This window comes from Maribacter sp. HS (assembly GCF_048059195.1).
GTDB classification, from domain to species: Bacteria; Bacteroidota; Bacteroidia; order Flavobacteriales; family Flavobacteriaceae; genus Maribacter; species Maribacter dokdonensis.
Window position 1 is genome coordinate 1019684 of the sequence record NZ_JAYLVV010000002.1, and the last position, 10180, is coordinate 1029863.

The window sequence follows — 10180 nt, forward strand, 5'->3', positions numbered from 1 at the left end:
TTAATAATCACATTTTGTGATATTTATGTTTTTCTTACCTTGTAGGAATCCAACTAACTACCATGACCAAACAACCAAACAATAACTGTTTGTTATTGACAATTATTAAATCGAAAAAAAATATTAGTAAGAATCTTTATGACCATATATTCTTTATAATTTTTATTTTTCTATTCCCTCTTACATCAATTTACGCACAAAATAATACGAATATCAGTGGCGAATACTCTTCAATACCCTTAGAAGAAGTCATTAACCATATTGAGAGCCAAACCAATTATAAGTTCTATTTTTTAGAGGAATGGACACAGGCTATTAAAGTGAACAATACCTTTAATAATGAGAAATTATCTTCTGTATTGGAAACTATATTAGAAGACACCTCTTTAAATTTTCATATTTTAAATGCTACCAATCGTATAATTCTATTAGAAAACGGTTTGGTTTATGATGAATTGCCCAAAGGATTTTTTGGACCCGAAGAAGCATCAGAAGAAAATAATAGTACTCGTATAACAAACAACAGTCCTCCACCTGTATTTTACAATACCGATAATCCAAGTAAAAAAACCTACCAGGTTACCAAAATAGGAAAAAGTGACCCTGACAACTTGAGAGAAACCTATCTGTTAACGGGAAGAGCAATAAATTCTAGTACCGGAAATCCTATTCAAGATCTAGCAATACGTACCAAAGGGTCAAATCTAATTACCGTAACCGATGCTAATGGTAATTATTCTTTAGAATTACCAGCAGGACATAATGTTCTAAACATACGCGCAATGGGCATTGCTTCTACGGAACGTGAAATTATAATGTTCAATAACGGCAATTTAGATTTACTCATGGAAGAGGGTCTTCAGCAATTAGATGAGGTAGTTGTAGAAGCAGATGCCTTCAAAAATGTTGAAGAGGCAATTACGGGTAGTGAGCAAATAGATTCAGAAGAATCTAAAAACATACCGTTGGTATTGGGAGAACGCGACATATTATCTGTTGCCAAGGCTTTGCCAGGTATATCCTCTGCAGGTGAAGGTGCCATGGGGCTAAATGTTCGTGGGGGCAAAACGGATCAAAACCTTGTACTGTTAGATGATGCCGTTATATATAACCCGCAGCACTTTTTTGGCATTTTCCAGGCATTGAACCCATTTACTACCAAGGGGATTGACATTTATAAAGGTGCAATACCCGTAGAATTTGGTGGCAGACTCTCTTCGGTTTTTGACATTAGAACAAAAAACGGAAATGAAGAAAAACTGTCAGGTGAGGGATCCGTGGGACCTGTTACCGCAAATTTAGCTCTAGAAATTCCGTTGGAAAAAGAAAAATCATCATTGATCGTTGGTGGAAGAGCAGCTTATGCAGATTGGATTTTAAGATCTTTAGATGATGAATCTTTAAATAATAGCAATGCGTCCTTTTTTGACGGTATCATTAAATACCATAATAAAGTAAACGAAAAAAATGATGTTAAAGCTACTGCTTATTATAGTAGAGATGCTTTTAGTATTACGTCTGACTCTTTATATAAATATAACAACAGACTATTTTCGCTTCGTTGGAATCATAATATAAATGATAAAACCAATACGGCCCTTATTCTTAACAATAGCAATTACGGATTTGGAATTGATTTTGACGGCGAAACCAATACCGATTTCAACTTACATTATGGTATAAACGAAACTGAAATAAAATATAAGTTACGCACCTCTTTAAATACTAAAAACACACTAGATTATGGTGCATCTGCCAAATACTATTCTGTGAACCCTGGCAGTATAGAGCCCGATGGTAACGAGTCTGATATTGCACCTCGATCCATTGATAATGAGCAAGCTATAGAAGGTGCTCTCTTTATTGGCGATGAACTTACTTTAAATGAAAAACTATCCGTAAACCTAGGTGTACGCTATGCATTTTTTGCCGCTCTAGGTAAAGCCACCCAAAGAACCTATGAAGACGGAATGCCAAAAAATGAATCTACCGTTCAAGATACCATATCATATTCAAGTGGTGAGAATATTAAAACCTATGGTGGACCAGAAGTTAGATTATCCGCCAGATATTTATTTACACCTGATTTTTCTGTAAAAGCCAGTTTAAACAACTCCTATCAATTTCTACACACGCTATCTAATAACACCACGGTATCACCTATAGATACATGGAAACTTTCCGATTTAAATATAGCTCCACAAAAAGGCTACCAAGCCTCTCTAGGGTTTTATAAAAACTTTAAAGAAAATGAGTACGAGTTAAGTATTGAAGGATATTACAAAAAAATGGAAGATGTGCTTGATTTTAAAACTGGCGCCAACCTCTTCTTGAACGAAAACGTTGAAACACAAATACTACAGGGAGATGGGAAAGCGTACGGAGTAGAATTTCTTTTGAAAAAGAAGAGCGGTGATTTAAACGGCTGGTTAAGTTACACCTACTCTAGATCTCTGTATCGTTTTGACAGTGAGTTCAGCGAAGAGCGCATAAATAACGGTGATTTCTTTCCCTCTAATTTTGATAAACCGCACGATGTAAGTGTCATTACCAACTATCGTTTTACCAGGCGCTATAGCATTTCTGCCAACTTTGTTTACCAAACCGGCAGACCTATTACGTACCCTATTGGAACATTTAGGTTTAACAACGCAGACTTTGTTGCTTTTAGTGATAGAAATAAATTTAGAATTCCAGATTTCTATCGTCTAGACCTAGGTTTAAATATTGAAGGCAACCATAAGAAAAATAAATTGGCACATAGCTTTGTAACCATTTCAGTTTATAATGTTTTAGGTAGAAACAACCCATATTCGGTATTTTTTGTAACCGATGACGGTGAGGTAAAGGCGCTACAAAGTTCTATTTTCTCTATTCCTATTCCATCGATCACTTATAATTTCAAATTTTAAAAGTGCTCAAAATGAAAAAAGAACTAAAATGGGCAGTTATTTTTTATACATCACTACAAATTAGTGGTTGTATTGAAGAATTTGAACCAGAAAACATCACTGAAATTTTAGATGGAGCATTAGTAGTCGATGCCAGAATAACAGACGAAAACAAACAGCAAACTATTCTTTTGACAAGAACTTTCTCATTTGACGAAACTGACCCAACTCCTGAAATAGGGGCGCAAGTTAGTATAATAGATGAATTGGGGGGCACCATAGATTTCATAGAAAACAAGCCTGGAAATTACAGCACAATAGAAGCAATTAGTTTGGAACAAGATAGAGCATACACGTTACAGATTACAACCACAGATAATGTTATTTATCAGTCGAACAAAACGACTTTACCCTCTAAAATTGAATTAGCGGAACTTAAGACACAACGAAAATTCAATAATTCTGAAAATGACGGAGTTTCAATTATGGTGAGTAATTCAAATAATTCTTCTTCAGCCAATTATTTTAGATATGAATATGAAGAGACCTATAAAGTAATTTCACCAGATTACAATCCGTTCGATTGGGATCAAGTTGATTATGATTTCTTTTGTGAAGATGATGATGGTTGGGAAGTTACGGTAGCCATACGGGATGAGCCAGCCAATATTTGCTTTGCCAGCAATAAATCTAACCATCTTATTCTAGCTTCAACAAGTAATTTAACTACAAATGATCTAGATGATTTTGAAATTAGGTTTGTAAGTAACAAAAATTACGCAATATCACATCGCTATAGTATTTTAGTAAAACAGTATCATCATGATATTAATGCCGCAGCTTTCTTTAATTCGTTAGAAGATTTTTCAAGTTCAGAAAGTATTTTCAGCAATGTGCAGACCGGTATGCTAAAATCAAATGTAAGCGCCAAGAATTCTGAGGATGCAATTGTATTTGGCTACTTTGAACTAAGCTCATATAGTGAAAAAAGAATATTTTTCAACTATGAAGACTTCTATCCTAATGAGCCATTGCCCCCTTATATAATTTCTTGCGATGTTATTCGTGAACCAGCACTCTACCCTGACGGTTTTCACTCAACAGTAATTGATGGAAAAGTTATAGTTGACCGCGGATCAAATTCACCTCTAATAGAAGGAATCATAGCAGGTCAAATAGGATATATTGGCGATAATGAAAACTTTTTTGAACCTGATGCCAATGGAGAACTATCTCGTGCTCCTTTTATAGTAAAACCATTAGGCTGTGTAGATTGTAGAACATTTGGCAGTAATAAAACACCTAATTTTTGGATAGAATAAGATGAGAAAAATTACTTTAATAATATTACCGCTTCTGTTATTCATCAATTGTATTGAAGAAGTTGATTTAGGAATAGAAGCAGATGACGAAGTGCTTAAAATATTGATCGTAGAGGCCACTCTTACCAATGAACTAAAAAACCACACCGTAGCATTGAGCAGAATGGATACGTTGGTAGACCTAGGTATTGATTCCGTATACAACCCTTACACACCAATTAGAGATATTAATAGAGACTTGGTACGTTATGAAACCAATGCTACAGTTTCCATTGAAAACAGTAATGGCACTAAATATTCCTTTAATGAATCTAGCCCGGGAATTTATGAATCGGATATTCAATTTGCCGCAGAAATGGGTAGCTCTTATCTGCTGAACATTGTTACATCAGATGGCAAAAAGTATACTTCTACCGATATGGAAATAGAGGGCTTGGCAAGTATTTCAAATATATATGCCGAAAAAACAACTAGTGAGTCCGGTGCCGAGGGCATTGGCATTTTTGTAGATAATACAATTGAAACAGGTAGCGTACAAAACTTACGCTATACTTATGATGAAACATATAAGATCATAGCCCCAAATTGGTCTCCCAACGAATTTAAATTAACCAATTATGACCCTTGTGCGTTGCCCGAAGTAACCTATGACCTAGAAATTGTTGAACGGGAAGAGGAGCAACAAGTATGCTATGGTAACAATCTTTCCAATACTATAATTCAAACTCAACAGAGCAGTATCAATACCGACGTTCAAAAATTCATGGTCAGGTTTTTAGATGAAGAGAATTTCATAATTAGCCATAGATACAGTATTGAGGTATCTCAGTTAGTTTCTGGTTCTGCATCGTACAGTTTTTATGACCAACTGAACAATTTTAGCCAAACCGGTAATATATTTTCACAAATACAACCTGGTTTTTTAGAAGGTAATTTATCATCGGAAGATGGTAGACAAGGTACTGTCATTGGTTTCTTTGATGTGGTTTCGGTTTCAAAAAGTAGGCTTTTTTTCAATTACACAGATTTTTATCCTAATGAAGAATTACCACCATACCCTTTTAACTGTAATGAACTGACCGCCCCAGAGTCTCACGTATCTTTTTGTTTTAGTGGAATGAGAGGGCCTAACCCGTGCCCACAATCTATAATTCAACAAGTAGACCTAGATTTAATAAGTTATGTGAAGCCTAATTTCAATGACGGTCAATGTGACGGTCCCCACATCTTTGTTCCCAAAGTTTGTGGAGATTGTACCGTTTTAGGCAGTAATATACAACCAGATTTTTGGGTAGAATAAACACCGATTATGAAAACAAATCAAATATTTGCCATTATTGCACTCTTGACAACATACATAGGTCACGCCCAATATGTCATCAAGGATGGTTCCGATCTATTGAATCTTAAAAAGGTGCCACAAGAAAAAGCATATGTAGATCATAATGGATCATTATCGTTTTCCGGGGAATACCTGTATTATGCTATACACTGCTTTAATGCACAAACCAATAAACCCACCAATGTGAGTACCATAGGTTATGTAGCATTGGTAAATGAAGCTAAGGAATTCATTTTTGAACATAAGATAAAGTTGGATAAAGGTCATGGTTATGGCGACTTTTTCATTACGACTGATATACCTTCTGGCAGATATAAACTTTTAGGCTATACCCAATGGATGAAAAACTCTGGTCTATCACAAGTTTTCAAAGACGATATCATCATTATCAACCCATATTTAGCTGACCAATCTGCGCTATTGAATTCAACCACGCCGGAAACTTCACCTAGTTCTGTGGATAATCTATCGGTTTCAGACTCGTCTATCATTATTATGAAAACCCAAAAAGCATCTTTTTTACCACGGGAAAAAGTACACCTATCCATTAAAAACTATAAAGGAGTTCTAGGGCATGGTTCATATACCGTAAAAGTGAAAAGGAAAGAAGAAATAGATATGCCATCTACACTAAATTCAGTTATGTATGGAAATGCCTATTTTAATGCCGATAAAGAGATAAAACAATCCATTGGCGATAGTATATTTTTACCTGAACAACGTGGAGAACTTATATACGGAACGGTGAAAAATGCTGAAACGGGAACACCCACAGAAAACCTTCCTGTTGTTATTTCAATACCTGGAAAAGAATCATTATTAAAATTCTCAAAAACCGACCAAAGCGGAAATTTCTATTCTTATATACGCAAGGACCGTAAAGATCCAATGGCAGTAATACAGGTTGAAGACCAAAATGAAATGTATGCCATAGAAAAAGGAACCCCAAGTCATATTGACCTTAGCAACCTGACATTCTCAAATTTCAGTTTATCAAAAGCACAAGCAGAATATATTAAGAATAGAAGTGTTTTGAACCAGATAGAGAATCAATTTTTTAGTTCAAAACCTGATTCCATTTTACAGAGCAACCCTATAGATATTTTTAATGGCGGCATACCAGAAGTTATTGTTTTAGATGATTATACACGTTTTAAAACGCTTGAGGAAACCTTGGTAGAAGTTGTAAAGTTTGCAGGATTTAGAAAAGCGAATACTAGTGATGCGTATATAAGGATTGGGCAAGATTTTAAGTCCTATGACGAAGAATATAACGACTTCCCAGCTATAGTTTTAATAGATGGTGTATTTATACCTCATCATGAACAAATAAGATCATACGATGCTCGAAATATTGAAAAAATTAGTTTAACAAGGGATCAATTTCGTTTAGGTCAAAAAGAATATCAAGGGATACTTTCCATAGAAACTTTTGAAGGTGATTTTTTGGAAAATTATAATCCTAAAAATAGCTTAGTTGTACCGTTTGAACAGCCCGTACCCAAAAAGAACTACTTTGTACAATCTTATACAACTGAAAATAATTCTTTTGATAGGATTCCAGATTATAGAAGAATGTTATTTTGGAAACCAAATGTAAACATTACCGAATCAGATTATAATTATGAGTTCTATACATCTGATCTTGAAGGCACTTTTGAAATTATCTTAAACGGTTTTACTTCATATGGCAAACCATTACATGTGGTAAAGGAAATAGAAGTTACTACCAAGAATTTAAACTAAGGAACTATTCGATCAATATAAACTCTGAGCGTCTATTTAACTGATGGTCTCTGTCTGAACAAATGATTCCGTTTGCGCATTTGTTTATTAATTGGGTTTCTCCATAACCTTTACCGGATATTCGCTCAGCCTCTATACCTGCAGCTATTATGTACTCCACTGTTCTTTTTGCCCTACGATCAGAAAGCCAAAGATTATAGTTATCCTCTTCCCTACTATCTGTATGTGAACCCACTTCTACCTTGACCTCCGGTCTTTTTTTCATGTATGCAACTACCTTGTCCAAATTAGAAAAAGCATCATCACGTAAATAAGAACTGTTTAAATCAAAATAAATTGGTGCTAGCTTTAACACCTTTACCAAATCTGCCCCAATTACCGCCACTTTACTACTTTCTTCCAATACCACACGGGCATTTGTTATACTCTTTTCATCTGGTGTAGTAAACATGAACAACGAACCTTCTTCATAGCCTTCTAGATTGGCAATAATGGTATATTGACTTTCTTGGCAAGGTATCTCTAAAGTATATTTACCCTGAGCATCGGTAGTGGCCTCGCCTATATTTCCTCCAAAATTATTTTTTCCGTGTACGGTTGCAAACGGTAATGGCTTGTCCGAGTCTTTATCGACCGCGATACCTGTAATGGTCACCATACAATCAATTGTCTTAAAAGCGTAAATATCATCTGCACCTAATCCTCCGTTTCGATCCGATGCAAAAAAACCTGAATTGGTCGTTTCATCAAATATCATTGAAAAATCATCATTAGCACTATTAATTGGATTTCCTAAATTCTTGACCGCGCCTTGATTTGGTAAATCGATAGAAAAAATATCCAGTCCTCCCAAACCAGGATGTCCGTCAGAAGCAAAATACAAAACGTCCGATGCTGTAATAAACGGAAAAGTCTCTTTGCTCTCTGTATTTATTTTGGAACCTAAATTTACCGGTGTTCCAAAACTTCCATCAGTATGAATATCCACTACAAAAATATCCGATGCCCCTAGAGTTCCGGGCATATCAGAGGAAAAATACAATTTATCACCTTTCTTATTCAATGCCGGATGAGCAACAGAATACAAATCACTGTTAAAGGGCAAATCTTCTATATTCCCCCATTTGCCATCCTTGAACGTACTTCTATAAATTTTTAATCTGCTGATCCCTTTTTTGTCTCTATTAAAGGATCCTTTCTTATAATTATTCCTTGTAAAATACATGGTGTTACCATCTTGGGAAAAGCTTGTAGAAGATTCGTTAGCTACCGATTTCAACTCATCTGAAAAATGAGTTGCCGTACTATATTCGCCTTGTTCCGGACGTGTTGTTTTATACAAATTCAAATAAGGTGTGGCACTACGCGAAGTGGTTTCTAAATCCCTGGCAGTAGAAAACACGATAAAATCTTTATAGAACGAAGGAGCAAAATCTGATTCTTTTGAATTGACCGAGGTCAAATTCTTAATGGTATACTCATTTGAAGCGGTCATTAATTCATCAAAATAGCCTACACCTTTATCATACTTTAAAGCTCTTACATCATTCTTTTTCGCTTTTTTGAACTTTCTCATCCAAACCTCGGAATCTTTGTAATTATTGATCGATTTTAAAGATTGTGCATATCTGTACATATAGTCTGGATCGATTGTTGAGCTATTGATCTCTAACAATTTTGCATACCAATAACTAGCTTCATCATACTTTGCCCTTAAATAAGCTTCATTACCCAAATTTTTACATATATCTTCATTTGACATGCCTTTTTTACTCAACTCTTCATAGGTAGATTCCTTGCCCATGTACCCATAATGCTCAAAATTATCAGTACCTGAACTTTTATTGTCTCGCTGTGCGTAACACAGGCTAGCAATAAAAAGCAACGAAAAGAGAACTATATATGTTTTAACTTTCATTATCGGTTATTTAAAAGAATCTAGGGGTCAAATCAATTTTATCTTTTTTAATGAACTCATATCTAAGAAACACCTCAAAAGAACCATTGTTAAACTTGGTGCCTCCCAGTTCAGATATATCACTATCATAAGCCAGCCCCAGCATAAATTCCGGTGTCATTTGAAATCCGAACAACGCACTCAACGCGGCATCCCATCTATAGGCGGAACCCATTGAAAATTTATCGTTCAACAAAAAATTAGCCGAAATATCCGCTTGTAACGGTGCACCTGGCGTTGCTTTCAATAGAAAAGCAGGTTTAAATTTTAAAGCCGATGACATTTCAAAAACATACCCTGATATTAAATACCAGGTCATTCTATCTACAGATACAAGGTTATCATTACCATCAGCGCTATCAAAATGCTCTGTCTGCAAAAAATTAGGTATGGACAAACCTGCATAGAATTGATCGTTATGGTAGTACAGACCTGCTCCAAAATTGGGAGTAAATTTTTTATAAAGATCACTATCGGTAATGGCAGTACCACCGGCACTAAAATTTCTAAGATTGTTAAAATCTAAATTTAATAAGTGTCCGCCAGCCTTTAACCCAAATGACAATTTGTTATTGTTAGAGGTCTTCAATGTATACGAAAAAGCAGCGTCAATATATGTATTTTGATTGGTGTTGTTCCCTATTTCATCATGAACAATAGATAGACCAAGCCCCACTTTGTCAGAAGAAGGTCCGTGTACACTAAGTGTTTGTGTATTAGGAGCACCGTCTCTACCTACCCATTGTGACCTGTGCAATGCAGATATACTTAATACCTCTCTAGATCCTGCATACGCCGGGTTAACCGAGAATGTATTGTACATATACTGTGTATACTGGGCATCTTGCTGACCGAACATAAGATATTGACCACCTAAAACCATGGTAAATATCAAAAAGATTATTTGATAGATTTTCTTCAT

The 10180-nt window shown here is 35.3% G+C and carries 6 protein-coding genes; 4 read left to right on the forward strand and 2 right to left on the reverse strand.

The annotated features are described in order from the left end of the window. Positions 1–62: 62 nt before the first annotated feature. From VBZ51_RS04485 to VBZ51_RS04500, 4 genes are read left to right on the forward strand one after another with little or no spacing between them, the layout of a single operon-like run. The gene (locus VBZ51_RS04485; protein ID WP_416576187.1) at positions 63–2912 is read left to right on the forward strand and encodes a TonB-dependent receptor; all 2850 of its coding nucleotides are present in this window, start codon (positions 63–65) and stop codon (positions 2910–2912) included. Positions 2913–2923: 11 nt separating this feature from the next. After that, on the forward strand, positions 2924–4213 hold the full coding sequence (locus VBZ51_RS04490; protein WP_416576188.1) for a DUF4249 domain-containing protein: 1290 nt from the start codon (positions 2924–2926) through the stop codon (positions 4211–4213). A gap of 1 nt (position 4214) precedes the next feature. Continuing rightward, on the forward strand, positions 4215–5513 hold the full coding sequence (locus tag VBZ51_RS04495) for a DUF4249 family protein (protein WP_416576189.1): 1299 nt from the start codon (positions 4215–4217) through the stop codon (positions 5511–5513). 9 nt (positions 5514–5522) lie between these two features. Next, positions 5523–7301 carry a hypothetical protein gene (locus tag VBZ51_RS04500; RefSeq protein WP_416576190.1) on the forward strand — a complete coding sequence of 593 codons (1779 nt, stop codon included), beginning with the start codon at positions 5523–5525 and terminating at the stop codon, positions 7299–7301. A gap of 4 nt (positions 7302–7305) precedes the next feature. Here VBZ51_RS04500 and VBZ51_RS04505 read toward each other — a convergent pair whose 3' ends face one another. Then, positions 7306–9219 (reverse strand): OmpA family protein, encoded by a 1914-nt coding sequence (locus VBZ51_RS04505; protein ID WP_416576191.1) that lies wholly within the window; start codon positions 9217–9219, stop codon positions 7306–7308. Positions 9220–9229: 10 nt separating this feature from the next. Further along, positions 9230–10180, reverse strand: coding sequence for a type IX secretion system membrane protein PorP/SprF (locus VBZ51_RS04510; protein ID WP_416576192.1), 951 nt, complete (start codon positions 10178–10180; stop codon positions 9230–9232).

What these genes read in the sequence shown, in the direction of transcription:
- VBZ51_RS04485 (WP_416576187.1), top strand. Translation starts at nt 63, where the DNA reads ATGACCAAACAACCAAACAATAACTGTTTGTTATTGACAATTATTAAA.
- VBZ51_RS04490 (WP_416576188.1), top strand. Translation starts at nt 2,924, where the DNA reads ATGAAAAAAGAACTAAAATGGGCAGTTATTTTTTATACATCACTACAA.
- VBZ51_RS04505 (WP_416576191.1), bottom strand. Translation starts at nt 9,219, where the DNA reads ATGAAAGTTAAAACATATATAGTTCTCTTTTCGTTGCTTTTTATTGCT.
- VBZ51_RS04495 (WP_416576189.1), top strand. Translation starts at nt 4,215, where the DNA reads ATGAGAAAAATTACTTTAATAATATTACCGCTTCTGTTATTCATCAAT.
- VBZ51_RS04500 (WP_416576190.1), top strand. Translation starts at nt 5,523, where the DNA reads ATGAAAACAAATCAAATATTTGCCATTATTGCACTCTTGACAACATAC.
- VBZ51_RS04510 (WP_416576192.1), bottom strand. Translation starts at nt 10,180, where the DNA reads ATGAAGAAAATCTATCAAATAATCTTTTTGATATTTACCATGGTTTTA.